The following is a 26,531-nucleotide window of genomic DNA, read 5'->3' on the forward strand; positions in this document are numbered from 1 at the left end:
CGCGGCGATCCGGGCGGTCCCGGGCACCGGTTCATACCCGGGAGCGTTGCGGGTTCGACTCCCGCCGTCGCGTCTGCACGCGCGGCACCAACCACCGCATCTGACACGGCGGTCAATCGTGCTTGAACGAGGGAAGTGGCCCCGTTGACCGAGAAGGAGCTCCGAGCGTAATTGCGGTCAGTGGTGTGATACCGGCGCAACGTCTCCGATTCAGGGACCGCTTCACGACCGGCGACCTGTGAGAAGTTGAGCTGCAAGATGAAGACGCTTCGAGTTCGCCTGACCGGCCGCTGATGACCCCGAAGCACGAGAATCTGCGCGCTCGGCAGGTCAAACGCGCGCAGCGCCCTGGCAACTCCCCAATACGAGTTCATGGCCGTTTTGTCGATACATTCTAATCTCGCACGTATGGCGGCTGACTGGGGCGATGATTGAATACCGTCGATGACAGAGGTGATGACACTCGGGATCTGCGGGAGAGACTGGCCTATATCGCGCGTGGTGACGCGGGGCCTCTCCTCACAGTGGTCGGCTCCGGCGTAAGCCGCGGATCCGTCGCCACGACAGAGGAGATGACCGAGCGGTTCCTATCCGCTATCAGTCCGGAGCTCGCTGAAGGGGTTCGTCAACGCTGGAAGCCGGACACACCGCCTTACGCTCGCTATCAGCAAGCGGCCGAAGCCGTGTGCCGCCAACGCGGCGACCGAGCGTTGACCACCGTTATCCGATCAGCCGTCGCTGAGGCCATCGACGACGATTTCGACATCCGCACCGGCGATATGCGGCGCGCGGTGCGAGAATCACGGTGGAAGCTAACGAAGGCACATCGCGATTTGGCGGAGTTCTACTCTCGGCTTCCGGCCGAAGCACGTTCACCGATTATCACGACGAACTTCGACCCCCTCATCGAGGTCGCGTTGAGGGAAAGAAACATTGTTGCGGATGCCGTACCCGTCTCATTTGATGATCCGCCGACGCTGGCGCAGCTGAGAAACTCGAGCGCAGTCCCCGTTATCCATATCCACGGATACTTCAGCGAGCCCTGGAGCATCAACTCTCTAAATCAGCTCGATGCGGTGCGAACCCAGCTGGAGGGGCTACTGAGCTCGCTGTTTGTCGACGCGACGGTATTGGTTCTTGGTTATGGAGGGTGGGAAGACTCCTTCATGCGCGTTCTCCAGCGCCATGCCTCCGATCAAAGCTTGCTTAACGCTGAAGTTGTGTGGTGCGCTTATTCCAAGGATCGGGTGCAAGTAACTCAGAATCCCGTTCTGGGCCGACTGGCGAAGTCCCCCGGCTTTCAGCTGTACACGGGAATCGATGCGAGCACACTTTTTGACGCCCCCATCGGTCTCCAATCGACAAGTCCGCCGCCGTCTAGCCCACGCGGATGGACAGCATTGCCAATAAGAATCGATACGTATCGCCCGCCGCATCACTTCAGCGAAGGAGCAACCCCATCTTGGTCAGATGCTGTGCCTGGCCGATGGCCGCTGCTGACGGCGACGCGAGAAGTCATAGAAGAGGCGGAACGCATCGCGGATAGCGGCGTCCCCTCTGCTGGTGTCGCCGCGATCGGCCCCCTCGGCGAAGGCAAGTCGATGGCGCTTCATCAAGCCGCGATGGCGTTCGCTGACAGATCCGAATGGTCGGTCTTCTTTCGCTCCGCCGGAGCCCCGCCGCTCACCAGGGAGTGGCTCGAAGACACGCGAGAGGCGCTCGGTGACGCGGTCTTCTGCATTGATGAGGCGGACCTCGCCGCGGATGATATCGAGCTACTGCTGTCTCACGCTGGCCGCGCGCGATCAATTCTGATGCTGGCGGCGCATGATCGCCTGTGGTGGTCACTTCCGCCCTCAATTACCAAGCGGGTGTCACCCGTACTCTTTGATGGCCTCAGCGATCAGGACGCCAGTGATATCGCGGAGCGCTGGGATGATCTTGGGATCGAAGTCACTCGGTCAACTCCGGGCGGCGCGAAGAAGCTGGACGTCGCGGCGGTGCGCGATGAGCTAATTGAGAAGTCCCGCCCAAACCATAATTCCTCGCGATCCACGCTGTTCGGGGCAATCCTTGCGGTGCAAGGGACAACAACATTGTCGACGCGGGTTGACGAGCTTATGGACCGGCTTTCTCGGGTGCCGGCACGGGCTCGGTCGAAGCTCACGCTCGCACACGTCTACGGAGCCATCTGTCTAATGCAGGTGGCCACCGACCCCGAGCAAGGCACTGCACAAGGGGCCACTCGATCTCTCGTTGGTGAGATCGTCAATATTGACGACTCGTTGGAAAACACCGCTGTGTTGAATGCTTTGGGAAGAGAAGCCAGCATCACCTTTTCGGGCCGACACGTCTACGCACGTCATCCCCTCATCGCGGAAGTTGCCGTCACTTGGTTGAGACGTGCAGGACTTCTCAATGAAGTCGCCGCACTATGCGGCCGCGCGGGCGCACGCATGAGACTCGCGGGGGCTGACAGACTCGACTATCAGGACGCGTACATGCTCGGCAAGCATCTCGACGAGGCTCCGGCGGCGATGGCGGCGTGCGTCGGAGCCATCGAAGGTGCACCAGACCTCCTCGAGCCAAGGATCACCTACCTGAGGGTCGCACGCACGCATGATGCAGCGAAGGCCGCGGCCTACGCTCGGGGCATAGTCCCACTGCTCGCGACGGCTTCCGACGCACGCAGTGCTGTTCGCGTCTACCTGAACGAGCTCGCGCGCGTCGAATTGCAGGATAGTCACCCCCGACTCGCCCTCGGGGTGGCGGGGCTTGTGGTTCACAACGGCTCGGGAAACCCCGCGACTCGGGACCAAATGGAGTATGGACTCGGGACAATGGCCACGGCATACCGAGCTCTGCTTCGCCAGAGTCGCCCAAGCAACGAACGCGGTGCGCAGCTGCTTACTCAGGTGGCCTCTCTTGTCATGGAGCCCTCTGCGTTTCGCCGGTACATCGAGGCGCCCCTTTCGGTGCGGATTACTGATGCTGGGATCGCTCGGCTTCCGCTCCCAGCAGCGCTCGACCGCCTCGCTAGGGAAATCTCCACGCTTAGCTTGGAAGCCGTTGGCCAGCTCGCCCTACCCTTCGGCGCCGGCGCCGCGGGCCGTAGTCCGAGTCGGTTCCCACTCAACGGAGGACTCGATTTGAGCGAGCTTCGACACTACGAGCGCGGTCGTTCCCGCTGACTATTGTCTCAAGATTGAGTTGGTGCGGTCGACCGCCGGTGGGACTCCATCAGTTTGGAGCGTCTCCGATGGCGGCACCACAAGACAAGTCGGAAGCGAGGCTGATGTCGGACAGGCCTTACGTCCCGAAATCTTCGGCGCAACCCCGAAGTGCGGCGAGAGGTGAAACTCGATGATCATCTGGCCTAAGCCCCTGCGCGCTTCCAGCAGGTGGTCGTAACTTTGTCGCGCCGTGGTACAGAATTCCTGGCGCGCCGGCCACCTCGTTGAGCTTCTCGAAGAGCTTGTCGGCGCAGTCGAGCTTCGCCTTAGCGCCGCGCAGCTCCAACGACGAGAGCGAGAACCTGCTCTCCGCGACGAGGTCCGCTCAGCGGCGTACGACGTCCCCCGAGCCAGACACGCGCACATCGGTACTTGGGTCACCCGAGTACGTGACTCGGCCGCTGCCCGAAAGGTCGACGGAGAGGGTGTCGCTCGCCGCGACGTCGACTTCCCCCGATCCGGAGAGGTTGACCACGGCGTGCTGCGCATCGAGATTCTCGGCGTCCACGTTGCCGCTGCCCTCCAGGTCGATGGCGAGCTCGGCGACCGAGCCGCTCAGGGTGACGTCGCCCGAGCCCGAGATGCGCACCTCGACACGATCGGCCGCGAGGCCCGACCAGTCGACGTCGCCTGATCCGTCGATATCGAGCTGAACGGTGCCGGCCGCCGAGACCGTCGCTTCGACGTCGCCCGAGCCGTTCAGTTCGAGCCGCTCCAGCCGTGGCAGTGTCAGGTCGTACCGCACGTCACCCATCCCCATCGTGAAGCCGGGGGTGGTGTCCAGCACGAGGGTGTCGCCGTCGACATCGGACGTGAGTCGGTTCATCATCCCCTGCGGTGCGTGCACCGTGAGTGCCGGCTCCCCCTCCGACACGACGAGATCGCCGGATGTCTCGAGCACCACGTGCGACACGTCGCCGATGTCTCGCTCTTCCGAGGTCATCGGTCCGACGGGGATCATCAATGAGCACCCCGCCAGCGCGAGAACCGACGCCGCGATCACAACGGCGCCGGGCACGCGGCATCCGTTTCCGTTCATCAATGACTCCCTCCGCCATCGAAGGTGTGCCGACAGGTCTGCGGGCGACCTTCGACAGCCCTCGCCGGGTGCAGGGCGAAGCCGCGGAGAGCCTGAGCGCTCCCAGCCGCGCCCACGTCACCATGATGGAACTCGGAGCGCGCTCGTGCCACCCCTCCGGAACTCAGCCGCGGTGCACACGGGCGAAGTCCTCGGTATCGAGCCGAGGAGCGCGCACGCGTGCTCGATGCCGCTGTCGTCGTAGGCGCTCACGCGGACGGGCTCGCGGCGGGTGCCGCCGAGGGCGAGGCATCCGACCTCACCACACCCCCCGAACCGCAGCTGATCGCTCGCAGCGGCCGGAGGGGCTCAGCCGAGCGCGACGAAGCGGGCAGTCGCACCGTGGAAGGTGCTCGCCGGTCCGGCGTGGGAATCACCCGCAGCAACCGCCTGGGCTCGCGGCGTCTCGGAGGAACGATCGACGAGTCGACGATGCACGACGAGACGATCCGTGCGCGGACGCAGGAGTGCGCCTGCTTGAACAAGAATCCGGGCGGGGAAGGATGCCGCTGCGCCGGCGTCCCCGGCGACAGCGACCGGCGGGACGGACGGGATGGCGAAGGGCTTGCGATTACGCGGCTTCGGCATGGCTCTGACATTCGATGCAGGCGGCCGCGTACGGGAGAACCTCGAGCCGTGCGGGTGCGACCTGACCTCCGCACCGGATGCAGCGGCCGTACGTGCCCTGGCTGATGCGATTCAGCGCCGCGGTGATCTGCTCGATCGCGATCCGGTGGGACGCCGCCGACTGGTAAGCGACGGGATCGACGCTCGGGAGAGCGAACGGCTCGAGCTCCTGGAGGACGGCGAGCCGCTCGTCGAGCTGCCGCTCGAGCTCGCGCTGCACGCCGGCGAGCGGGACGGGTTCGGTGATTTCGATGGGCATTGATGCTCCTCGGGGTACAAAAAACGCGCCGCAGGTGCGACGCGCGGGTGTGTCCGGTTGGACCGATCGTTCGGATCGGTCATCACGGGGGCGCGACGCGACGGAGGGGCTGCACGGACAGACCATCCGCGTCGCTCCGCCGGGGCGGCAGCACCTCGTGACGGGCGCCCGCGATGTCGACCACTGCCGTCACCACGGAGGCGTCAGCGAGACGCTCCGTGCGGTGAGGGCGGGCCATCGGGGTCATGGCCATCACCATAGCCCGCTTCCAGAAAATGGCAAGTCAGCGCTTTTTTTGTGCGCACGTGCTCGAGTTGACTTTCCCAGGAAGACGGCTATGGTCGTGGGTTCACCCGCCAGCCAACCAGGGGAAGCGAGTCCGCATGTCAGGTCGATCACCGCGAGCACGCGACACGAAGAAGGTCGCCCAGTCATCAGCGAAGGAGAAGCGCGCCGAGAAGCGCGCGAGCCAGGAGTCACGATCGTTCATCAAGCCACGCAAGGGCGCGTCCGGTTGACGAACGGCGCGGGCTCCTCGGCCGTGAGGAGCCCGCGGCACCATCTCATCAACTGCCGATGCGACCGACGCTCGCGGCTCGCACAGGTGCCGTCGCCGCGCTCCGCAGCGAGAGCGCGCCTACCGGCTCCGCCGCCGCGACACACTCGGCGCCTCGGCCTGCTCTGCGACGGCGGCGGCAGCATCCGTCTTCTTCCGTCGATCCCGCACGGCCCCACCGACCGACACCGCGGCGTAGAGGAAGAGACCGCCGGCGACGACCGCGAGGACGATCGTGCGGTTCGCGCCGTTCAGCAGGCTGTTCACCCAGCCGAGCAGCGGCAGGCTGTACCAGAGGGTGCCGCGGACCTGCACGGGACGCACCGGCGCGGGATCGACGGTGTCGTTGTTGTCACCCTTCGTGATGAAGGTCAGCTCGCCGTCGGCGTACGTCTTCGACACCACGCGGTGGCTCACCACGGCCGCTTCGCCCGAGCTGATCTGGTAGGTGATGACGTCGCCGACGCGGATCTCGTCCACCGGCGTCGGGCGGATGACCACGAGCGTCCCGGGCGGCAAGCCGGGCTCCATCGACTGCGTGAGCACCGTCATGGCGCTGCCGCCGACGACGACAGGCAGGCCGACCACCGCGACCGCCACGCCCAGCAGCAGGACGAGGATCGACGCGCTGACCGACACGGCGAGGTAGTGCAGCAGGCTCTGCCCCTCGTCACGACGGCGGGCATCGGCGCGGAGGGCTCGGCGAGACGACTCGGCAGCGCGGAGCGTCGGAAGGGTGGACGTCGCGGAGGTGGAGATGGTCATGGGTTCACGCATTCGTACTTGACGTTGGAGTTTCCGACGGCGGTCCGCCGCACGGTGAGAGTTGCACTGTCGGACGAGGTGGTCGTCGACCCGGTCGTCTCGATGGTGACGATGCGCAGCTCGTGAACACCGTCTGCGCGGATGTCGGTTCCGCCCAGAGTCACGGCGACGGTTGCGGCGCTGCTCGAGACCTCTTTGACGACGGTGTTGGACTTGTCGACGATGCGGTACAGCAGGCTGGCACCGGCGGCGCGGTTCGCGGGGGCGGTCCAGCTCAGCTGCACCCCGTGCGGCGGCGCCTGCGTGCAGGTCGGAGCGCCGGCCGGGCCGAGTCCCGAGACGGACTGGGTGAACGCGGCGGTGGTCGCCGAGGCGGTCCAGTTCGTTCCGACCGCGCCGGTCACCCGGAACGCCGCCGTGACGGACTGCCCCGAGAGCGAGGCATCCATCTGCCCGGTGATCTGGGTCGACACGCACACCACCACGGATGCGCCCGGCGCGAGGGTGCGTGCCGCGGTCGGCAGGGCAGGGGCGGTGTCGGCGAGAGTCGTGCTCACGGCGCCGCTCGGAGCGGTGGTGCCGCACGCGCTGCCCGACCACAGGCGGAGCGTGATCTTCGCGGCGAGCGCGTTGCTGCTGCCGGCGCCGAGCTGCGTCGCGAGCGCGTACGACAGCGGAGCGCCGCCGGTGTTGGCGATCGTGAGCTGGCCCGCGGTGGCCGGCGCGGTCGTGCCGGAACGGTAGTTCGCGTCGAGGCCGCTCGTCAGCTGCGCCGTGGTGGCGATGGCCGTGGAGGAGACGGATGCTGCCGCCGACGTGCGCGCGATCCACGCGGCGGTCGCGCCGCCGGCGCTGCCGAGCACCGCGAGGGTGACGAGCGCCGCGATCGGGCCGAGCAGGCGACGGCGGGTCATCGGCGCACCTGCGTTCCCGAGATGGTGATCGTGAGGGTGGATGCTGCGGCCCCGGCCGCGGCGGCCGGCGCGTTCTGCGGCAGCCCGACGCCGATGCAGACGAGCTGGGAGGCCCCGGGAGCGAGGGTGAGCTGCAGGGCGGAGCCGGCGGCGCCGACGGTCGTGGTGACCGTGGCGGGGACGCGGCCGGCGGTGCAATCCGCGGCCGAGGAGGTCTTGCCCACGGAGACAGCGACCGCCGTGGTGAAGGGGGTGGCTGCGGTGCTCGTGACCGGGTCGATCGTGAGAGCGAGCGGCGTCGTGCCGGTGTTGCTCACCGTGGTCGCGGCGTAGACGGTGCGGCCCGGATAGAGGTTCGTGGCCGAGAGCTGGAGCGGCGTCGAGGTGAGGCCCGCGGACCCGGCCTGCAGCGTGACGGCGGAGGCGGCCGGCGCGGCAACGGTCCAGAGGGCGAACGTGCCGCCGCCGGCGAGCACGCCGAGGACTATCGCGCCCGCCGCACCCAGCGCGCCGAGCAGCAGGCGCCGCGGCGCCGCCGCACGGCGGGCGTCGCGCCGGGCGGCGTGGCGGCGGGTGCGGCGGCTCATGGCGGCTCCTTCTCGGTGGTGGACGGACGTGGAACCGAAGGCCCGCCTCTCGGTCAGAGACGGGCCCCCGGGGCTTACTTGGTGTTCTGCGTGAGGCTGACGGTGAGCTCGTCGAGCGTGACGGCACCGTTCATCGCGGCGTTGTTGCCGCCGGCGACGTCGCCGTACGGGAAGGCGATGGTGACCGTGACGGTGACGTCCTGGCTGACGACGTCGCCGGCCGGGGTCACGGTGAAGGTGGGGCCCGTGCCGGTGATACCGGCGCCCGAGGCGGTGAGGACGGCCGAGTCGGTGAGGTAGCTCGCGAGAGCCACGTCAGCGGGCTTCGTCACGTCGGCGGGAGCGATCGACGAGTCGGTCAGGGCGAGCGTCGCGCTCAGGCTGTCGCCCTCGGCACCGACGCTCATGGTCTTCGTGTAGGTGAGGACGTCGCCGGGGACGACGCGGTAGTCGTCGATGGAGATGGCCGAGCCGTTGGCGGTCCAGGTGCCCGCGTCCTGCGAGGCCTCGACAACGAGGTTGCCCGCCATGATCGATGCGCCCTGCGTGGTGGCCGACGAGTTCCAGGTGGCGAAGGTGCCCGCGCCGCCGAGCAGCAGGATGACACCGGCGGTGGTGGCGATGGAGGCCTTGACGATCTTCTTCATGGGAGTGTCCTTTCGCGGGCGGCGCCGCTCTTCTTCGTGGAGGCAGAGGTGCCGGCGGACATTCGATCGGATTCCCGACCGCTCCTCGAGCACGTTGCAAGTCTTGGCGGCGCACCGCAACGTCCCACCGAGTGAGCACGAGCGCTGCCGCAAGATCGCGACAAGAAACCTGCGAGGCCGGACGGCCTTCATACGAAGCGCAAGATCAGCGCAAGACTCCCCCGAGCCGGAAGGTCGAGGGAGGTTGGCATGCTAGCCGCGAGCGGTCACCACCACCACGATCTGCCGTGGAGCATGTCGCCGAAGTCCTCCGGCGTCCCGCGCCCCGTGTGCCGCGCGCCGAGGTAGCTGTCGACCACCGCACGTCCGAGGTCGTCCAGCTCCGGTGCCACGACATGCCCGCCCGCGCGCCGCGCCAGCGCGTCGATGAACCGGGCCAGCCCCGGGTCCTCCCCCAGCCGGAAGAACGTCGTCTGTGCGCCCATCCGTTGCACGTTGTCGAGCTCGCGCACGGTGACCGCCACCGTGCGCGAGTCCGGCGGGTAGGCGAAGAACACGCTCCCGTCCGGGCGCAGGTGCGACGTCGGCTCGCCGTCGGTCACGATCAGCAGCACCGGCTGCGCAACGGGGTTCTTGCGGAAATGCCGCTGCGCGAGCAGCAGCGCGTGCTGCAGGTTCGTGCCCTTGTCCCACACCGCGTCCTTCGCGGTGAGCTGCTCGATGTCGATCACCTCGGCGTGACGGGCGAACGCGATCAGCTGCAGCTTGTCGCCGCGGAAGCGCGACGAGATCAGATGATGCAGCGCCAGCGCCGTGCGCTTCATCGGCACCCAGCGGCCGTCCATCGCCATCGAGAACGACGTGTCCACGAGCAGCGCGACCGCCGCCTGCGTGCGCTCCTCGGTCTCGACCACCTCGACGTCCCGCGTGTCCAGGCGCACGCCGGCCGACATCTCTCCCCCGTCGAGCACGGTCCGCAGCACCGCGTTCGACACCGTGCGCGGGATGTCCCACGGCTCGGTGTCGCCGAACGCCCACTCGCGCGCGGATCCGGTGCGGTCGCCGGCAGCGCCGACGTTCCGCGTCTCGCGGCGACCCGAGCGACCGGACTGCCGCGTCGCGATGTCGCGCAGCAGCGCCCGACCCAGCTGCCGCATCGCCCGCGGGGTCAGCCTGAGCTGTCCGTCGGACGCGCGCTGCAGCATCCCGGTATCCCTCAGTTCCTGCTCGAGCTCGCGCAGCGTGCGCGCACTGACGGCGGCGTCCTCGCCCATGAGCCGCTCGAGCGCGTCGATATCGATGTCATCCATGCGCGCGCCCGGGTACATCTGGCCGAGCTGGTCGGTGAGCGAATCGAGATCGGAGAGATCCTGCATGATGCCGGTCGCCTCGCCGAGACCCGTCGGCTGATCGCCGGAGAAGGATGCCGAACCCGACCAGTCCTCGCCGGGCCGAAGCGACCGCAGGTTGTCGTCGAGACGCGACAGCGACTGCATGAGATCGGGCGAGCCGAACGCCTGCTCGGCGAGACTCAGCAGCTCGTCGCGCTGCTCGGGGGTCATGGAGTTGAGCATCCGCTGCGCCGCAGCGGCGCGCTCGGCGAGCGTGTCGAGCAGCTCGTCGAGGTTCTGCGGATTCTCGGGGAACTGGTCCCCGTGCTTCTGCATGAACTCGTCGAAGTCCTCCTGCGTGTCTTCGCCGAGACGGCGCTTCTCGAGCAGGTCGTTCAGATCGTTGAGCATGTCGCGGATCGCCTGGCGGTCAGCATCCGTCGCGTTCTCAAGTGCGTTCTTCATGCCGGCGAAACGCTGATCCAGCAGCTCGCGGCCGAGCAGCTCGCGGATGCGGTCGTAGTCGGCACGCGCGGTCGGGCTCTGCCAGTCGTAGTCGGCGAGGTCGTTGACCGCTGCGGCGGTGCTGGTGGGGAGATTCTCGAGCCGCATCTCGGAGAAGGCCCTGGTGTCGTCGTCGAGATTGACGTCGCGGACGAGGTGCTTGCGCTCTTCGAGCACGGCGTGGTCGAGGAGCCGGCGGACCTCTTCGAGAGTGCCGTCGAGGCGGTGACGCTGGGTGAGCTGGGCTCGGCGCTCGCGAACGCGGCGGGCGAGCTCGTCGAGGCCGAGGCGGTTCTGATCGCCGCGGCGGAGGTACTCGCGCATCGCCCGCTCGGCAGAGGTTCCTTCCATGACCTCGCGACCGATCGCCTCGAGCGCGGACTGGATGGGGACGGGAGGCGCGAGCGGGTCACCGCCGGCGTAACGGCCGTAGCGGGAGGTGTGCGCGGGGGTGCGGTGGAAGGAACGGGGCATTACGGATGCCTCGGCTCTGGGTCGCGACCGCGTTCGGGGCGTTTCGTCTCGCTTCGCTCGCTCAACGAGCGGGGGTGCGACGCCGAGCACCTAGCCATAGACGGTCTCACCGCCTGCGCTGTCTTTGCCGATCTTCTTCTCGAGGTACAGGGACTCGAGGAGCAGCTCCAGCGCGCCCGCACGCTCACCGGGCGTCACAGCCTCGAGCCGGGAGGCCACCTGGTCGTACAGGTCCGACTCGCCGAGCACCGGCATCGCCGACAGCACTTCGACCGCGGGCACCTGTTCGCCGGTCATCACCGTCGCGCCGGTGTGCAGGGCGTCCGCCAGCGCACGGGAATCCAGGCCGCGCAGATGTGCCCGCGCCGTATCGGCCACCGCAGTCCGCAGCAGGTGCTCGAGGATCGCCCGCTCGCGGCCCTCCTCGCCCGTCTCGAACTCGATCTTGCCGCCGAGCACGTCGACGGCGGTCTCGAGGTCGACCGGGCGGGCCACCGCGACTTCCTCGTGCTGGCGGGTCGCGCGATGCAGAGCCGCGGCGGCGATCGTCTCGGCGCCGGCGATCGCGAACCTGGCGGAGACGCCCGAGCGCTGGTCCACAGCATCCGATTCCCGAAGGTTGCGCGTGAAACGCGCGAGGATCTCGAGGAGGTGCGCCGGCACCTCGGCGACGAGGTCGGCCTCCTGGCGGATGACGGCGATCTCCTCGTCGATCGTCTGGGGGTAGTGCGTGCGGATCTCGGCGCCGAAGCGGTCCTGCAGCGGCGTGATGATGCGGCCGCGGTTGGTGTAGTCCTCGGGGTTCGCCGTCGCGACGACGAGCACGTCGAGGTCGAGGCGCAGCACGTACCCGCGGATCTGGATGTCGCGCTCCTCCATGACGTTCAGCAGCGACACCTGGATGCGCTCGGCGAGGTCGGGCAGCTCGTTGATCGCGACGATGCCCCCGTTGCTGCGCGGCACCAGCCCGTAGTGGATCGTCTCGGGGTCGCCGAGCGAGCGCCCCTCGGCGACCTTGATCGGGTCCACGTCGCCGATGAGGTCGGCCACCGACGTGTCGGGCGTGGCGAGCTTCTCGGCGTACCGCTCGCGGCGGTGGCGCCATTTCACCGGGAGTTCGTCACCGAGCTCGCTCGCGCGGCGGATGGATGCCGGGGCGATGGGGTGGAACGGATGCTCGCCGAGTTCCGACCCCTCGATCACCGGGCTGTACTCGTCGAGGAGGCCGTTGAGACTGCGCAGGAGACGGGTCTTGCCCTGACCGCGTTCTCCCAGGAGGACGATGTCGTGGCCCGCGAGGATGGCCCGCTCGAGCTGCGGGATGACGGTGGTGTCGAAGCCGTGGATGCCCGGCCACGGATCGTCGCCGTTCGCGAGGGCGGCGAGGAGGTTCTCGCGCATCTCGATGCGGACGGGCCGGTAGGTGTGACCCGATGCGCGCAGCTGGCCGGCCGTCGTGATTCCGGAAGGCGAAGGTGTCATGCCGGGAGGCTACGCCTGGTGCGCGGGGCTCGGGGCCGCATGCGGGAAATCCATCGCGACGCGAGTCCGCGCCCCGTGCGACCCCGTTCCAGCCGCGCCGCGGCGCGCGCCCGCGTCAGTTGAAGTTCACCCGCACCAGGGGGCTGCGATCGATCCACTCCTCGACGGGTGCGAACTCCGGCCGCGAGGCGTGCCCTGAGTAGATCGCGTCGATGCCGTCCACGATCGCGCTCAGCACCTCGGTGCGCTCCTGCGGGTCGATGATCGCGGTCGCCGTCGCCGGAAGGTCGGCCTGCACCTCGTGCTTCAGGTGGAAGGTGAACTCGGGGTGAGCCAGCAGATTCGCGTACCAGGACCGGGCACCGGGAGTGCCGGTGATGTACACCTCGCCGTCGACGTTGTGGAACCAGATCTCGATCCGGCGGAGCTGCTGGGAGCGGGCTCCCCGCGTGGTGATGTCGACCACGCGCTGCGCGAAGGGCGCGTCGTCGGTCAGGGCGAGGGCGGTCTCGATCGCGGCATCCATACTCGTTCTCTACCGGGGATCCCGTCGGAACGGAAACCGACCGTGACTTCCATCGTCATGCGGGCCGAACTGTGCGGGCAATGCTCCCAGACGCCACGGCGCCGAGGCGATCTCCTGGGGCTCAGCGGCCGCCGAACCCTCCCCCGGTTGCGCCACCGCACGGCGCTGAGGCCAGCGTCGATACGAAAGCAGGGTGCGTCTTTTTGTTCGAATGTCGGAAGTGTTCGACACAATGAATCATGGATATTTTCTCCGACATGCAAGCGGCGCTCGACGCGCTGCGCGCGGCGTTCGGAGACGGTGACGCGGCCGGCATTCCGGCAACGGCGCAGGGGCTCGATGACGACGATCTGCTGTCGGTGATCCGGAGTGCCACGACACTCGTCCGCGCCGGGGAGTCCCTGCGGATCGCGGCGTCCGGGGTCGTGGCAGCTCGCTCCACGAGGGATGCCGGGCACGGCGGGCTCGCTCAGCAGCGCGGGCACCGTTCGGCGGTTTCGCTGATCCAAGACCTCACCGGCAGCACCCGCGCCGACGCGACGAAGCAGGTGCGCATCGGCGAGGCGCTGGCCGCGGCATCCGTTCCTGCTGAACCCGATGCCGGTGGCGGTGAGGACGCCACGGCCCCCGTCGCAGCAGCGCCGGCGCCACGGCCGTGGCACGCGGCGCTCGGCGCGGCGCTCATGTCGGGCGCGCTCACGTCTGCGCAGCACGACGCGATCTTCCGCGGACTCGGGGCGCCGCAGACCGGATCTGACGCAGATGCCGACGAGACCGACGCGCGAGACGCGTGGGCCACGGCTGCGGAGCAGCTGATCGATGAGGCGCAGGTTCGTACCGTCGAAGAACTTGCGACGGCCGCTCGGGCGGTCCGCGACCTGCTCGACCCCGAAGGCGCGGAACGTCGCTTCGACGAGCGGTTCGACGCTCGCTCATTCCGCACCTGGACCGACCGCGAAGGAGTGCGACGCGGCAGCTTCACGTTCGACGACGTCGGCGCGGTCGGCATCGACACGATCATCGGCACGGCGCTGCGTCCGCGCCGCGGTGGACCGCGCTTCGTCGATCCCGACGAAGCCGCCCGGGCCCAGGAGCTGCAGGACGATCCGCGCACCAACGACCAACTCGCCTACGACCTGATGATGGACGTCATCCGCGCCGGCGCGCTCGCCGAGGCCCCGGCCGTGTTCGGCACGCGTCAGGCAGGCATCCGCGTCGTCGCGACTCAAGCCGCCGTCGCAGACGCCACGCAAGGACGACCGACGGTTGCGCTGGTCGAAGACTCAGGCGCGACGCTGCCCGGCTGGATCATCGGCACCCGAGCTTGCGACACCGCCACCATGACCGTCACCATCGATCCGGCGGGCAATCCGCTCGATCTCGGACGAGAGGCGCGGCTCTTCACACCCCAGCAGCGCATCGCGCTCGCGATCAGGGATGGCGGATGCCGCATCCCCGCGTGCGACCGACCCGCATCGTATTGCGAGGCGCATCACATCGACCCGTTTGCGAAAGGCGGCCGCACCGATATCGACCGCGGCATCCTGCTGTGCCCGTTCCACCACATGAACCTGCACCACCACGGCTGGCGGATCACGAGAAAGGGGAAGGAGGACTTCATCCTCCACCGCCCCGGACTTCCACCCACCGCGCTGCCGACGCGGGTGGCTCGCCGATACGACTTCGGCGACCTGCGACCAGCGCCGCGAAGGCTGCTCCCCGCCGGGTAGCGGCGGGGAGCGACGCATCGAACATCGGGCCGCGGGGTCCGGAGATGCCCGCATCGGCGGGCGTCGGGGTTGCTCCCCGACGACCTGCGCGACCCCTGATCATCAGGCGGTCAGGGCAGCGGCATCCGTCCTCAGCGATTCTCGCCCGAGACGTCGATGAGCACCTTGCCTACGGCACCCTGCTCGACGGCATCGTGCGCCGCCGCGGTCTGCTCGAGCGAGAACCACGTCAGCGGAAGTCCCGCCGCCTCACCCACGGGAAGCGCGCCGTCGCGTAGCGCGGCGGTGATGTCCTCGGCGGCGGCTTCCAAGGCGGCTGCGCCGACCGTGTACAGCAGCAGCCCCTGGATGCGCACGTTCTTCGCGAAGGTCGGCCGCACCGGGATGGTTGCCTCCTCGCCGCCGTTGTCGGCGTAGTACGCGATCGAACCGTGATTCGCGACCACCTGACCATCGAGACCGGCGTTCTGCGCGATCGACACCTCGACGATGTGGTCGACGCCGCCGGGCGCAATCGCGGCGATCAGGTCGGCGGCATCCTCGTCGCGGTAGTTCACGATGTGGTGCGCCCCAGCGGCACGCGCGAGCGACGCCTTCTCATCACTCGAGATCGTCGCGATCACGGTCGCACCAGCCCAGACCGCGAGCTGGATCGCCGCGTGTCCGACGGCACCCGCTCCGCCGGCCACGAGCACGACACGTCCGTCGAGCGAACCGGGCGACAGCCGCGCAGGTCCGAACTCGTGCACCGTGAGCGCCCGGTGTGCCGTCATCGCGGGCACACCGAGGCTCGCTGCCACGTCGAAGCCGACGCCATCCGGCAGCTTCACCGCCCGCTCGGCGGGGACCACGGTGTATTCCTGAGCGGTGCCGGTGGGGCGCTGGTGCTGGGCGAGATACAGCCACACGCGGTCGCCGACCACGAGCTCCGTCACACCGTCGCCGACGGCGTCGACGACGCCCGCACCATCCTGGTTCGGCACGACCTCGTCGAAGGCCGGCTTCGCTCCGCTCCCGGCCCGCGCCTTCCAATCCGTCGGATTCACGCCCGAGACGGCCACCTTCACGCGCACTTCTCCGGGCCCTGGATTCAGGGGCTCGCGCTCTGCGAGCGAGAGGACGGACGAGCTTCCGGTGCGGGAGTAGACGATCGATCGCATGCGACAGGCCAACGCGTCCGCCGCCGTCGGCATTTCCGATGCGCGTTGCGTGGAGGCCGACCTCGTCGATCCGGTGGCGCTCGCTCCGTGCCGAACACACGACGCATCGCGTCGGCCGAGTTCCTCCGGAGGGCGGGGTCAGCCCGCCGCTCCTCCGCGCGTGCTGCGCTCGCGTGCCATCCAACGGATCACGAGAAGGACGGCCAGCGCGCCCGCGATGAGCCAGAGCGCTCCATGCCCGATCCAAGCGAACGCCGCGGCGCCGAGCACGGCGCCGGAGGCGATCGACGTCCACAGCAGCAGATGGCGCGGCCACCCCGTGCCGGCCTCGCCGCGCATCGCGCCGACCAGACCCTGCCCGACCTTCACCAGGGCACCCGTCATGTAGGTGACTCCGAACGCGACCTGGCCACCTCGTGCGAAGACGGTGTTGAGCACTCCCATTGCGAAGGCGAGGCAGCATCCCGTCGCCCATCGCCATTCGAATCCGGCGAGGATCGCAGCGGCGCACACGAGGCCGAGGATCAGGAGCAGCACCCGGAGCTGCCCGCGGGCGCGATCGCCGGGAACGAGCGTCCCCGCCATCACGCCCGCCACGAACGCGACGATCAGCGTGAGGGCGAACGCCGCGCTCACGAGCGAGAGCTGCGACAGGTCGACGCTCGCGCGGGTGGTGTTGCCGGTCATGAACGAGACGAAGTAGCCGCCGAGGAAGACGAACGCGAAGCCGTCGACGTATCCGGCGAGGCCCGCGAGCACCACAGCCGCCGCGAGCCCCCTTCTGCTCAGGCCTCTCACCATGACAGCGAGCGTATCGACCGCGAACTCCCGAGAACGCCGACGGCCGCCGGACGAGAACGGAGTCCTCGCCCGGCGGCCGCGGCGGCCGGTCGATCAGTCGAACGGGTCGAAGTACGCCACCGTCGCGGCGTCGATGTTGCTGTCGAGTCCGACCGCGTCGAACGCGGTGGTGCTCGCTCCCGTGACGAACACCCGCCGTGTGCCGTCGGCTCGCTGGTCGACCGCCACGCCGTTCGCCCCGTCGCTCGCGCCGGTCGCGTCGTAGTTCGCGGACCAGACCTGCTCGCCCGTGACGAGGTCGTAGGCGATCGTGACGTAGTCCCAGGCCGACTCGGCGTCGCGAGACTCACCGGTGACGACGGCGTGGGTGCCGTCGGCGGTCAGCGCCACGTCGTAGGCGACGTCCAGCCCGTGAGCGGTGCCGTCGTAGCGGTTCACCCAGAGCTGCTCACCGTCGGCCACGTTGTAGGCGACGGACGCGTAGTCCATGTCAGCACCGCCTTCGACGTTGCCGACGACCACGGCGGTGCCGCCGTCCGGACTGACCGCGAGCGCCTGCGGCACGTCCGTGCCCGCCTCGCCGTAGCCGGTCGCCCAGCGCTCCTCGCCGGTCGCGAGGTCGTAGGCCACCGTCTCCCAGTCGACTTGGCGGTCGGTGTTGCTCACGACGCCGGCCACGATCACGGAGTCACCGACGATCGCGATGTTGTCCGCGATGTCGACGTGCCCGTCCGAACCGTTGCGCAGCACATCCCACTTCTGCACGCCGGTCGTCGCGTCGTACGCGACCGTGCCCCAATCGGTGAGGCCGGTGCCGTCGCCGGCACTCTGACCGGTGATGACGACGGTCGCGCCGTCCTCGCTCACCGCGATGCTGCGCGCGTCGTCGGTCCCGTTCACCGGGTCGTCGTACCGCGACACCCAGCGCTCGGCGCCGGTCGCCGCGTCGTACGCGACGGTGGCGTAGTCGAGCTGCGCTTCACCCGTGGTCTGGTAGCCGGTGACGTAGACGGTCGATCCGTCCGGGCTGACGACGAGGTCGTTCAGCGAGTCCCCGGCCTGAGCCGGACCGTCCAGTCGCGCGGTCCAGCGCCGCTCACCGGTGGCTCCGTCGTAGGCGACCGTGAGGTAGTCGCCACCGCTGGTGCCGCCGACGTACAGCGTCTCTCCGTCGGGGCTCATTCCGAAGCCCGCGGGCTCGTCAGAACCGCCGTCAGAGGCATCCCACTGCTCCTCCCAGATCACGTCGCCGGTCTCGGGGTCGTACGCCGCGGTGAGGAAGTCGCTCACGAGCCCACCCGCCGACGGCGGCCGGCTGAAGCCGCTCATGTAGACGCGCTCACCATCGGGGTGGAGCAGGAGCTCGGTGCCGACATCCGACGAGCTGCCGAACTGCCCGCCCGCTCCGTCGTACCGGGCCGCCCAGTCCTCGTCACCCGGCTGCTTCGCCCGGAGCACGATCGGCGACCGCACCGTGTGCGTGCCGTCGGTCCACGAGAGCTGGCCGGCGAGGTAGTCGAACAGCGGCGTCTCCTCGCCGACGGCGAACGTCACCGTGTACGACGCGGTCGCGCCCGATGCCACCGTGAGCGTGCTCGGCTCGACCGTGACACCGACTCCGGCGAGCCCGCTGACCGTCGCGGTGTACGTCGCGGCCTCGTCGTCGACGTTCTTGACCGTGCGGGTGACGGTCTGCGTGCCGTCGAGCAGGCCGATGCCGATCGACGGGGTGTTCAGGTCGCTGGGGTCCAGCGAGCGCCCTCCCGCCTCGAGGTCGTCGCAGGCGGCATCGGCCACACTGCGCGTCGAGCCGCAGAGGAACGCGGTCCAGTCGTCCACGCCGCTCTCGTAGACCAGGCCCGGGTCGGCCGCGCTCGTGGGCTGCACATGCCCCGCACCCTGCTTGAAGATGAGGTTCGGGTCGGTGTTCGCCTGGCCGTCCAGCACGTCCGATCCCGTGGTCATCAGCGCCGACTTGATCGCCATCGGCGACCAGTCCGGGTGGAGGTCCTGCAGCAGGGCGGCGAGACCGGCGACGTGAGGCGCCGACATCGACGTGCCGCTCATCAGGTTGAAGTCCATCCCGCCCTGGCCGGGAGGGGCGACCGCGGCGAGGATGTCCTGTCCCGGAGCGATCACGTCGGGCTTCAGCACATCGCCGTTGCCGGCGACGAGCGGGCCGCGCGAGGAGAACTCCGCGGTGAAGGGCGCCGTGCCGCCGTTCGCGATGACCGCCTTCTCGATGGTCGCGGTGGCTCCCGCCGTCGCCGCGTACGCGCTGATCGCGCTCCACTCGGTGTCTTGCAGATGCACCGTGGGCACCGAGTGGAAGTCGGCGTTGAGCGAGTTGCCGAAGGCGTTCACGAAGATCATGCCGACCCCGCCCGCCTCGGCGACCGCGCGCGACGAGTTGACGCGTGCGATGTCGCCGCCGCGCTCGCAGAGCACGATCTTGCCGGCCACCTTGGCGGGATCGAGCGCCGGCTTGCCGTTGTTGTCGCTCGCGGGATAGCAGCGGGCACCGGCGCCGATCGAGACACCCGAGAGCCGCGCGGCGGCGCCCGTGATGATCGGTGCGGGGCCGACCGCAGCGCTGCTGAGCGAGACGCCCTCGTAGCGCGCGCCGTTGCCGAGCACCACGGCGCCCGTCGTCGTGCGGTCATGGGTGCCGGCCGCGACGGTGGTCAGCCACGGACCGGGGTGGGCGACGGTCGCGGCATCAGGGCCGGAGTTGCCGGCGGATGCCGCGACGAAGATGCCCGCTGCGGCGGCGTTGAGGAACGCCGCTTCGGTGGGCTCGAGGAAGTCGGTGCTGGAACCCGAGACAGAGTAGTTGATGACGTCGACGCCGTCGGCGACGGCCTTGTCGATCGCGGCGACCATGTCGGACGTGTAGCCGGTCGCGGTGGAGCCGTCCTCGACGGACCACAGCGCCTTGTACGCGGCGATGCGCGCCCGCGGCGCGATGCCCGAGATCTCACCGAACGGCGCGGCCGGGCCCGTCACGTCGACGCCGTAGTTGCCGCCGGCGGTCGAGGCGGTGTGGGTGCCGTGACCGTTGTAGTCACGCGGCGACAGGAACTCCCACGGGAGCTGCTGCGTGACGCCCTCGTTGCCTCCCCACGCGGCGTTGAAGTACTGGGCTGTGACGAGCTTGTTGTTGCAGAGGTTGGCGTCCCACGAGTCGTCGCCCACCTTCTCGGCCGACGCGCACGTGCCGCGGAACCCCTGGGGCTTGCCCTGGTACACGAGCTTCTTGTCGCTGCGATCCGAGAAGCTCGCGACCTCGGGCCAGATTCCGCTGTCGATGACGCCGATCACGATGTCCTCGCCGGCTCCGGGCGTCTTCTTGCCGCCGGCCGGACCGCCGAGCTGTGCCCACAGGCCGTCCGGGTCGTCGAGTCCGAGGAACCCTTCCGTGGACGACGTGTCGGTCTCGACCGCTTCGTCGGGGTGCACCGAGATGACGTCCGGCTGGGCCTCCAGCTCGGCAGCCTGCGCAGGGGTGAGCTCGGCCGCGAAGCCGTTGAAGCTGTACACGTAGCTGTACGAGGGCTTGCCGCCGTTCACCTTCGCCAGAGCCGCTCGCTGCTGCCCCTTGAGGTGCGTGCTGTATGCCTCGACCGCGGGATCGGCCGGGTCGACCTTCGCGCCGCCGCGGGGCTTCGTGGACTTCAACCCCTTCTCACCGCCCCCGTACGCGACCACGGGCGCGGGCGCCATCTGCACGATGTACGTCTGCGGCTGCCCGGCTTCGCTCACCAGCGCCTGCGCGTCTTCGGGGGTCGTGACCTTCACGCCGCCGGTCCGGTCGCCGAGGTCCTCCACCACAACCGGCGCCGGGTCCACGGCGAGCGCCGCGGTCGGTGCGGCCGGCGCGGCTGTCACCACGAGGGCGAGCGCGGCGGCCGCCGCGATGGTCAGCCGCGTGGAGGCGTGCCTCCGCGGTCGTTGTCTGAGATGTCTGGGCACTGTCTCTCCTCGCACACGGATGATTCGTTTCACACCTTGCGTTGGAGGTTACGGACGGGTGAACGGGGCCTGCATCCGTGACCTACACTGACTTTTGCTCGCGCCCCACGAGACGAATGGCAGTCATGCCTCAGCCCCCCGCTCCACCTCCCGGCGGGGTGTCGCCTGTCCTCGTCGGTCGTCGCGCCGAGTTCGACGCGCTGGCTCGCGCGATCACGTCACCCCCGGCGCTCATCGTCGTCCAGGGCGAAGCCGGGATCGGCAAGAGCCGCCTGGTGCGCGAACTCCTCGCCGCGGCCCCGCCCGGGGCGGCGGTGCTGATGGGTCAGTGTCAGCCGCTCCACGATCCGTTCCCGCTCGGACCAGTACTGGACGCCTTCCGGCAACAGCGCGATCGCATCGACGTCCGCGACCTCAGCCCCGTCGTGGGGAATCTGGCTCCGCTCGTGCCGGAGATCGCCGACCGCCTCCCCGCGCCACCCGAACGCCCGGCGGATCAGCGCGACGCGCGACACCAGATCTTCCGCGCGGCGACCGAGCTGATCGAGCATCTCTCCCCCGCGGTGCTGGTGCTCGAAGACGTGCACTGGGCCGACGCCGTCACCTTCGACTTCCTCACCTACCTCATCGCGCACCAGCCGGCCGAGGTGACGATCGTCGTGACCAGTCGCACGGACCTCGGCGCGACGCCCGTCGGAGAGTCGTTCGCCCGCGCCCCGGAGGGCCGGACCCGCACGGCCCGGCTCGCCCCGCTGGACGTCGCGCAGGTCGGCGAACTCACCCGGCACCTGCTCGGGGTGGACGTCCCTGATCCGGTCGCCGCGGCGCTGCACGAGGTCACGGGCGGCGTCCCCTTCGTCGTCGAGGAGGTCCTCCGCACCCTGCTGGCCCAGCTTCCCGCCGCGGACATCCCGACCCACACGGACGCCCTCGCGGCGCTGTCGGTGTCGACGGCGCTGCGTGATGTCGTCATCCAGCGGCTGATGACGCTGGACGCGACCGCCCGTGAGGTCATCGAGGCTGCCGCCGTGGTCGGGCCCACCGTCGACCCCGGCCTCACCGCAGAGCTCACCGAGCACGACGCCCGGCAGGTGGCGACCGCTCTCACGGCAGCCCATGCCGCAGGCCTGCTGCACGAGCAGGACGGCCGCAGCCGCTTCCGGCACGTGCTCGCGCAGCAGATCGTCTACGACGCCACACCTCTGCCCACTCGTCAGTGGTGGCACGCCCGGATCGCCCGCGTGCTCGAGGAGCGGCACGACCCGATCCTCTCGGCGCGCATCGCCCACCACTACCAGCGCGCCGGTCTCGTGAAGGACTTCGTCCGCTGGGCGGAGGCCGCGGCCGATGAAGCCGTGCGCCACGGGAACGAGGCGGCGGCGGCCGAGTTCCTCCGCGAGGCGACCGCCGACATGACCGACCTCTCGATCGACGATCGCGTGCGGATCGCGACGAAGCTGGGTCGTGCCGCCGTCGACGGACTGGCGCATGCCGAGTCGGCCCCGATCCTCACCCGCCTCTTGGAGAGCGAGCAGCTGACGCCGGCAGCCCGCGGCGAGCTCCGGTTCGCCCTGGGCCGGCTCTACCGTCAGCAGGGGTTCGCCCGCGACGGATACGGCGAGATCGAGCGCGCGGTCGATGAGCTCGACGAGCGTCCCGACCTCCAGGCGCGTGCGCTGGCGGTGCTGGCAGCTCCCGAGACCGTCGTCGATGTGTCGCTCGAGGCGCATCTGGCGCGGTGCGCGCAGGCCGTGGCGGCGGCTCAGCGCGCCGGATCGGTGGACGTCGAACTCGGGGTGCGCATCGCGCGCGCCTCGCTTCTTCTCGAACAGGGCGCTCCGGCCGCGTGGGGGTTGATCGACGCCGCACGACGCGACCCCGTGGTGCTCACGCAGCCACGAGAACATGCTCGAGCCGCGCTCAACTGGGCGCAGGGCGCCCTCCACATCGGCAACGTGCGCCGCGCTGACGAGTTGCTGGCCGAGGGGCGGTCGATCGCCGAGCGATCGCTCTCGCCGCGCCTGCTGGAGGTCTTCGAGCTGGTCGGGGCGATGGTCGACCACGCCGCGGGGCGATGGGACGGGCTCGCCGAGCGGGCCGACGCCCTGGCCTCGCGCGCGTTCGGATTCGGTGCCGCCTCTTTCGAGGCGCGCTACCTGCACCACCTCGTTCAGGGCTCTCGCGGGAACGCCGCGGAAGCGGTCGAAGGTCTCACGGACCTCATCCGCGACTGCGAGAGGGTCGGTGCGGTGTGGCCGCTGGTGCCCGCACGCGCGGCGCTCGCGCGCCTGCGGCTCACGCTGGGCGATCCGCAGGCGGCCTTTGACGAGGCATCCGCCGCCCTCGAGCAGATCCGGCGCAAGGGCATGTGGGCGTGGGCAGCCGACGCCTTGGTCTGCCAGGTCGAGGCCGCGTCGGACCTCGGCACGATGGACGACATCCGCGGGCGGGTCACGGCTGTCGGCGAGCGCATCCGCGACGCGCAGGCGCCCGCGATCGCCGTGGCCGTGACGACGTGCGAGGCCCTGATCGCGCACCACGACGGCGACACCTCCACTGCTGAGGAGCGGCTGTCGCACGCCCGGGCGGCCGCGCACGAGGCGGGGCTCGTTTACGTGGCGGCTCGATCGACAGAACGGCTCGGAGACTGGCGCTGCGAACGGGCTGCGGCCGACGGCCCCAGTCTGCTCACGGAGGCCCTCACCGCGTACGGCCGTCTGTCTGCACGGCAGGACATCGCCCGCGTGACCCGAACCATGCGGCGGCACGGCGTTCCCGTGCCGTATCCGTGGCGCGGCGGGCGCCCGACGCACGGAAACGACCTCTCGCGGCGCGAACAGGAGGTCGTGCAGCGAGCAGCGGCGGGGCGCACGAACCGCGCGATCGCCGCGGAGCTGTATCTCTCTCCTCGCACCGTCGAGACCCACATGTCGAACGCACTCCGGAAACTCGGCCTGACCTCTCGCGACGAGCTCGACGCGGGCGCACTCGAGGCCTTGACGAGCGACTGAGCGCCGCCGGCGCACGCCCCGCGGCATCCCATCGCGAGCGAGCACCCGACAGGACGCCGAACGGCGGCCGCCCTCTCGGGCCGACCGCCGTCCTCGAACCCACGCTCAGTCGTCGGTTTCGGTTCCCGTGGCCACAACGGCGAACTGGGCGTCGAGGTCGAGCTCGACGAACTCGCCGGCGTCCGTCAGGACCGTGACGTTCCACGGCGACGTGCTGTCGTCGTCGGCCTCGATCTCGACGATGCGGCCGTCGGCCTCGGCGAGCGCGGCGTCGACGATCTCGGCGATCGTGTCGGCGTCGAGCACGTTCTGGGGGGCGCCGTCGTCGTCCGCGGACTCCGTGGAGACAACGGATGCCTCGCCGCCGGAGTCGACGCGCACCTCGGTCTCGGCACCATCAGCTGCCTCGAGCGTCACCTCGGCGCTGCCGTCGCGCTTCAGATCGATCGACGTGGGCTCGCCCTCGCCGGCGGCGGACGCGGCGTCGATCATCGCGACCAGGTCGTCGGCGGAGTCGGTGCCCAGGTTCGACGCGTCGCCGCTCGCGCTCGCGCCGTCGGTCGAGTCATCGTCGCTGCGGTCGTCGGACACCGAGGACGTCGTGTCGTCCTCGTCGGCCGCGTCGGCGATCTCCGCACCGAGGGCGATGCCGCCACCGGCGAGGAGTGCCGCGGCGAGCACCGCACCGCCGCCGATCAACCAGCCGCGCGTGCGGCTGCGCTTCGGAGCGGGTGCGTCGGCCGGAGGAGCCATGACGACCTCGGTGCGATCTGCGGGCTGAGCGGAAAAGGTCTCGGGGCTGCTGTTCGTGTCATCCATGCTCCGATGGTGCCGAGCGGTCGCTGAAGCAGACCTGAAGCCGGCTGAAGCCTCGTTCAGCGGGCGGCCGGCAGGACGACGGCGAACCGTGCCCCACCGAGCGGCGAGTCCTCGACGCGCACGCTGCCGCCCTCGGCCTCAGCGATCGCGCGGACGATCGCCAGACCCAGACCACTGCCCCCGGCGTCGCGCGCGCGGCCCTCGTCGAGCCGCACGAAGCGGTCGAAGATGCGCTCGCGCTCTCCCGCCGGCACGCCTGCTCCGTCGTCGTCGACCGTCAGCAGCACCTGTCCACCCCGCTCGACGACCGCGATCGCCACGGCGCTCCCCGCGTGGCGTGCCGCGTTGTCGGCGAGGTTGCGGACGAGCTGACTCAGCAGGCGGGCATCGCCGCGCACGCGCGCCGCGTGGACGCCGGAGGCATCCACGCGCGTGCCCCCGGCACGCAGCCGCTTCGCCTCGGCGAGAGCGAGGTCGTCCACATCGACGTCGTCCCGCTGCAGCTCCGCCCGCTCGTCGAGCCGGGTCAGCAGCAGCAGGGCGTCGACGAGCTCCTGCATTCTGAGTCCCTCGTCGCGGACCACCTCGGCGAGGTCGCCCACCGAGGTGGCCTCGGGGTGCAGCTGTGCCAGCTCGGCGTGCTGGCGAATCGTCGCCAGCGGCGAGCGCAGCTCGTGGGATGCGTCGGACACGAACCGGCGCTGCACGGTGGCGGCAGCATCCAATCGGTCCAGCATGCGATTCATCGTCCCCGCGAGCGCGGCGATCTCGTCACCCGACGGCGGCACCGCCACACGCCGATCGAGGCGGTCGGCCGTGATGTCGTCGACCTCCGCGCGAATGCGCGACACCGGCCGCAGCGCACGCCCGACGACCCACCACGTGGTCGCGGCGACCAGTACGACGACGGCGACCACGGCGAACGCCAGCAGCATTGCCACGGTGGCGAGGGTCTGCGCGTCGTCCTCCACCGGCACGGCGAGAAGCAGCGTGCCGTCGTCGAGGTCTTCCCGCACGACGAGCATCGGCTCGTCGTCGTAGGTGACGGTTCCCTCGGAGCTCGGCAGGTCGCCGCTGTCGGCCTCTTCGGATGAAGCGACGGCACGCCCTTCGTCATCGACCACCTGCACGATGTCGTCGTCGAGCTCGGCCACCACCGCAGGGCCTTCGGCGTCGACGCGAGCCGCCAGCTGCTCGGCGCGCGTCTCGGCCGCGCGAAGAGTGGTGTCGTGGATGCTGACCGACAGGATGCCGTAGAAGGCCAGGGCGCCGACCACGAGCGCAGCGGCGACGACGAGCGTCGCGGCCCCGGTGATGCGCGTGCGCAAGGAGCGGCGGCGGCGCCGCGGCTCACCCACCGTCGGCCGCCAGTCGGTAGCCCGCACCGCGGACGGTCTCGATCGCCTCTCGCCCGAACGGGCGATCGACCTTGCGCCGCAGGTGCCCGACGTACACCTCGACGATGTTCGGGTCGCCCTCGAAGTCGTCGTTCCACACGCCGGCGATGAGGTCACGCTTGGAGAGCACCTGCCCGCGATGGCGGATGAGGTGCTCGAGCACGGAGAACTCCCGCGAGGTCAGTTCGATCTCGGCGTCGCCGCGCCATACCTTTCTCGCTCCCGGGTCGAGCCGCAGGTCTCCCGCTTCGAGCACCGTCGGCCGCTCGATCCCGCCGCGGCGGATCAGGGCACGCAGCCGGGCGACGAGCACGGCGAACGAGAACGGCTTGGTGACGTAGTCGTCGGCCCCGGTCTCGAGCGCCTCGACCTGGTCCCACTCGCCGTCCTTCGCCGTGAGCATGAGCACCGGCGTCCAGTTGTCCTCCGCGCGCAGGGCTTCACAGACCTTCCAGCCGCTCATGCCCGGCATCATCAGGTCGAGCACGATGGCGTCGTACGCCGTCTCGCGGGCCCGCCACAATCCGTCCACGCCGTTGTGCGCGACATCCACGCCGAAACCCTCGGCCTCGAGCCCCCGACGGATGCCGTCGGCCAGGCGCACCTCGTCATCCACCACCAGAATCCGCATCCGCTCCAGTCTGGCCCGCTGCGCCTG

At 69.7% G+C, this 26,531-nt stretch carries 19 protein-coding genes and 1 tRNA gene; 4 read left to right on the forward strand and 16 right to left on the reverse strand.

From position 1 onward, the window contains the following. A tRNA-Met gene (locus ACFC1K_RS09925) sits at positions 1–73 on the forward strand. 499 nt (positions 74–572) lie between these two features. Next, positions 573–3,191 (forward strand): SIR2 family protein, encoded by a 2,619-nt coding sequence (locus tag ACFC1K_RS09930; protein WP_375871479.1) that lies wholly within the window; start codon positions 573–575, stop codon positions 3,189–3,191. A 367-nt stretch (positions 3,192–3,558) separates the two neighbouring features. Here the strand turns inward: ACFC1K_RS09930 and ACFC1K_RS09935 are convergent, their stop codons facing one another. The 10 genes from ACFC1K_RS09935 to ACFC1K_RS09980 form a co-directional block, all read right to left on the reverse strand. Then, complete coding sequence (locus ACFC1K_RS09935) at positions 3,559–4,251, reverse strand: head GIN domain-containing protein (RefSeq protein WP_375871480.1); 693 nt, start codon at positions 4,249–4,251, stop codon at positions 3,559–3,561. A gap of 631 nt (positions 4,252–4,882) precedes the next feature. Further along, positions 4,883–5,197: a TraR/DksA family transcriptional regulator gene (locus ACFC1K_RS09940; RefSeq protein ID WP_375871481.1), complete on the reverse strand. Its 315-nt coding sequence runs from the start codon at positions 5,195–5,197 to the stop codon at positions 4,883–4,885. An 82-nt stretch (positions 5,198–5,279) separates the two neighbouring features. After that, entirely contained in the window at positions 5,280–5,444 is a 165-nt protein-coding gene (locus ACFC1K_RS09945) for a hypothetical protein (RefSeq protein WP_375871482.1), read from the reverse strand. 390 nt (positions 5,445–5,834) lie between these two features. Then, complete coding sequence (locus ACFC1K_RS09950) at positions 5,835–6,518, reverse strand: signal peptidase I (RefSeq protein WP_375871483.1); 684 nt, start codon at positions 6,516–6,518, stop codon at positions 5,835–5,837. Then, positions 6,515–7,432, reverse strand: a complete 918-nt coding sequence (locus ACFC1K_RS09955) for a hypothetical protein (RefSeq protein ID WP_375871484.1) — start codon at positions 7,430–7,432, stop codon at positions 6,515–6,517. The genes ACFC1K_RS09950 and ACFC1K_RS09955 overlap by 4 nt, the downstream gene beginning before the upstream one ends. Further along, positions 7,429–8,019 (reverse strand): hypothetical protein, encoded by a 591-nt coding sequence (locus ACFC1K_RS09960; RefSeq protein WP_375871485.1) that lies wholly within the window; start codon positions 8,017–8,019, stop codon positions 7,429–7,431. The genes ACFC1K_RS09955 and ACFC1K_RS09960 overlap by 4 nt, the downstream gene beginning before the upstream one ends. A 74-nt stretch (positions 8,020–8,093) precedes the next feature. Next, positions 8,094–8,666 (reverse strand): alternate-type signal peptide domain-containing protein, encoded by a 573-nt coding sequence (locus ACFC1K_RS09965; RefSeq protein ID WP_375871486.1) that lies wholly within the window; start codon positions 8,664–8,666, stop codon positions 8,094–8,096. Between the two features lie 266 nt (positions 8,667–8,932). Continuing rightward, on the reverse strand, positions 8,933–10,975 hold the full coding sequence (locus tag ACFC1K_RS09970; protein ID WP_375871487.1) for a VWA domain-containing protein: 2,043 nt from the start codon (positions 10,973–10,975) through the stop codon (positions 8,933–8,935). A gap of 90 nt (positions 10,976–11,065) precedes the next feature. After that, the gene (locus tag ACFC1K_RS09975; protein WP_375871488.1) at positions 11,066–12,457 is read right to left on the reverse strand and encodes an AAA family ATPase; all 1,392 of its coding nucleotides are present in this window, start codon (positions 12,455–12,457) and stop codon (positions 11,066–11,068) included. A gap of 115 nt (positions 12,458–12,572) precedes the next feature. Continuing rightward, positions 12,573–12,983 (reverse strand): nitroreductase/quinone reductase family protein, encoded by a 411-nt coding sequence (locus ACFC1K_RS09980; protein WP_375871489.1) that lies wholly within the window; start codon positions 12,981–12,983, stop codon positions 12,573–12,575. 239 nt (positions 12,984–13,222) lie between these two features. Between ACFC1K_RS09980 and ACFC1K_RS09985 the strand changes: the two genes are divergently transcribed. Then, on the forward strand, positions 13,223–14,713 hold the full coding sequence (locus ACFC1K_RS09985; RefSeq protein WP_375871490.1) for a DUF222 domain-containing protein: 1,491 nt from the start codon (positions 13,223–13,225) through the stop codon (positions 14,711–14,713). 131 nt (positions 14,714–14,844) lie between these two features. Here the strand turns inward: ACFC1K_RS09985 and ACFC1K_RS09990 are convergent, their stop codons facing one another. The 3 genes from ACFC1K_RS09990 to ACFC1K_RS10000 all read right to left on the reverse strand — a co-directional run bounded on the left by ACFC1K_RS09990 (position 14,845) and on the right by ACFC1K_RS10000 (position 20,646). Beyond that, positions 14,845–15,873: an NADPH:quinone reductase gene (locus ACFC1K_RS09990; RefSeq protein ID WP_375871491.1), complete on the reverse strand. Its 1,029-nt coding sequence runs from the start codon at positions 15,871–15,873 to the stop codon at positions 14,845–14,847. 138 nt (positions 15,874–16,011) lie between these two features. Further along, positions 16,012–16,674 (reverse strand): YoaK family protein, encoded by a 663-nt coding sequence (locus tag ACFC1K_RS09995; RefSeq protein WP_375871492.1) that lies wholly within the window; start codon positions 16,672–16,674, stop codon positions 16,012–16,014. 93 nt (positions 16,675–16,767) lie between these two features. Then, positions 16,768–20,646: a S8 family serine peptidase gene (locus ACFC1K_RS10000; RefSeq protein WP_375871493.1), complete on the reverse strand. Its 3,879-nt coding sequence runs from the start codon at positions 20,644–20,646 to the stop codon at positions 16,768–16,770. Between the two features lie 125 nt (positions 20,647–20,771). Here ACFC1K_RS10000 and ACFC1K_RS10005 point away from each other — a divergent pair, with 125 nt between their 5' ends. Then, on the forward strand, positions 20,772–23,657 hold the full coding sequence (locus ACFC1K_RS10005) for an AAA family ATPase (RefSeq protein WP_375871494.1): 2,886 nt from the start codon (positions 20,772–20,774) through the stop codon (positions 23,655–23,657). 105 nt (positions 23,658–23,762) lie between these two features. Here the strand turns inward: ACFC1K_RS10005 and ACFC1K_RS10010 are convergent, their stop codons facing one another. Genes ACFC1K_RS10010 through ACFC1K_RS10020 form a run of 3 tightly spaced genes read right to left on the reverse strand, consistent with a single transcriptional unit; the run spans position 23,763 to position 26,504 of the window. Then, positions 23,763–24,476, reverse strand: coding sequence for a PepSY domain-containing protein (locus tag ACFC1K_RS10010; RefSeq protein ID WP_375871495.1), 714 nt, complete (start codon positions 24,474–24,476; stop codon positions 23,763–23,765). Between the two features lie 56 nt (positions 24,477–24,532). Then, positions 24,533–25,861: a sensor histidine kinase gene (locus tag ACFC1K_RS10015; RefSeq protein WP_375871496.1), complete on the reverse strand. Its 1,329-nt coding sequence runs from the start codon at positions 25,859–25,861 to the stop codon at positions 24,533–24,535. After that, positions 25,827–26,504, reverse strand: coding sequence for a response regulator transcription factor (locus tag ACFC1K_RS10020; RefSeq protein ID WP_310288771.1), 678 nt, complete (start codon positions 26,502–26,504; stop codon positions 25,827–25,829). Before ACFC1K_RS10020 ends, ACFC1K_RS10015 begins: the two co-directional genes overlap by 35 nt. Positions 26,505–26,531 lie beyond the last annotated feature (27 nt).

Source organism: Microbacterium sp. NPDC056057 (assembly GCF_042266945.1).
In the GTDB taxonomy this organism is placed as follows: domain Bacteria; phylum Actinomycetota; class Actinomycetes; order Actinomycetales; family Microbacteriaceae; genus Microbacterium; species Microbacterium trichothecenolyticum_C.

Bases quoted from the DNA above. Each gene is read 5' to 3' on its own strand.
- ACFC1K_RS10010 (WP_375871495.1), bottom strand. From the start codon at position 24,476: ATGGATGACACGAACAGCAGCCCCGAGACCTTTTCCGCTCAGCCCGCA.
- ACFC1K_RS09965 (WP_375871486.1), bottom strand. From the start codon at position 8,666: ATGAAGAAGATCGTCAAGGCCTCCATCGCCACCACCGCCGGTGTCATC.
- ACFC1K_RS09970 (WP_375871487.1), bottom strand. From the start codon at position 10,975: ATGCCCCGTTCCTTCCACCGCACCCCCGCGCACACCTCCCGCTACGGC.
- ACFC1K_RS09995 (WP_375871492.1), bottom strand. From the start codon at position 16,674: ATGGTGAGAGGCCTGAGCAGAAGGGGGCTCGCGGCGGCTGTGGTGCTC.
- ACFC1K_RS09945 (WP_375871482.1), bottom strand. From the start codon at position 5,444: ATGACCCCGATGGCCCGCCCTCACCGCACGGAGCGTCTCGCTGACGCC.
- ACFC1K_RS10020 (WP_310288771.1), bottom strand. From the start codon at position 26,504: ATGCGGATTCTGGTGGTGGATGACGAGGTGCGCCTGGCCGACGGCATC.
- ACFC1K_RS09990 (WP_375871491.1), bottom strand. From the start codon at position 15,873: ATGCGATCGATCGTCTACTCCCGCACCGGAAGCTCGTCCGTCCTCTCG.
- ACFC1K_RS09950 (WP_375871483.1), bottom strand. From the start codon at position 6,518: ATGACCATCTCCACCTCCGCGACGTCCACCCTTCCGACGCTCCGCGCT.
- ACFC1K_RS09930 (WP_375871479.1), top strand. From the start codon at position 573: ATGACCGAGCGGTTCCTATCCGCTATCAGTCCGGAGCTCGCTGAAGGG.
- ACFC1K_RS10005 (WP_375871494.1), top strand. From the start codon at position 20,772: ATGCCTCAGCCCCCCGCTCCACCTCCCGGCGGGGTGTCGCCTGTCCTC.
- ACFC1K_RS09940 (WP_375871481.1), bottom strand. From the start codon at position 5,197: ATGCCCATCGAAATCACCGAACCCGTCCCGCTCGCCGGCGTGCAGCGC.
- ACFC1K_RS09960 (WP_375871485.1), bottom strand. From the start codon at position 8,019: ATGAGCCGCCGCACCCGCCGCCACGCCGCCCGGCGCGACGCCCGCCGT.
- ACFC1K_RS09980 (WP_375871489.1), bottom strand. From the start codon at position 12,983: ATGGATGCCGCGATCGAGACCGCCCTCGCCCTGACCGACGACGCGCCC.
- ACFC1K_RS09975 (WP_375871488.1), bottom strand. From the start codon at position 12,457: ATGACACCTTCGCCTTCCGGAATCACGACGGCCGGCCAGCTGCGCGCA.
- ACFC1K_RS09985 (WP_375871490.1), top strand. From the start codon at position 13,223: ATGGATATTTTCTCCGACATGCAAGCGGCGCTCGACGCGCTGCGCGCG.
- ACFC1K_RS09955 (WP_375871484.1), bottom strand. From the start codon at position 7,432: ATGACCCGCCGTCGCCTGCTCGGCCCGATCGCGGCGCTCGTCACCCTC.